Source organism: Paraburkholderia sp. EG286B, assembly GCF_040965655.1.
GTDB lineage: Bacteria > Pseudomonadota > Gammaproteobacteria > Burkholderiales > Burkholderiaceae > Paraburkholderia.
The window spans coordinates 1-225 of the sequence record NZ_JBFRCF010000298.1 but is presented as its reverse complement, the minus strand read 5'-3'; the positions used below and the strand labels follow the sequence as shown (position 1 = coordinate 225).

Genomic DNA, 225 nt, shown 5'->3' with positions numbered 1-225 from the left:
ACGGCACGCACACCATGCGTCGCACGAAGGCATCATTGATTTACCGGCGGACGAAGAACCTTCGGGCGGTGCAGTTGTTGCTCGGCCACACCAAGCTTGACTATGTCCCGCCCCGAACTATGTCCCGGTGCGCAAAGCGCCGCGGTACGGTAACACACGACCGAGCGCTAAGCGGCACATAGCTGGTCACAAGTTTTTCAGGAACGCCAGCAATCGGTCATCTGG

At 59.1% G+C, this 225-nt stretch carries 1 pseudogene; it reads left to right on the top strand.

From position 1 onward, the window contains the following. Positions 1-182: pseudogene (locus AB4Y42_RS44785) on the top strand (hypothetical protein); the annotation flags it as partial. Between the last annotated feature and the right edge of the window lie 43 nt (positions 183-225).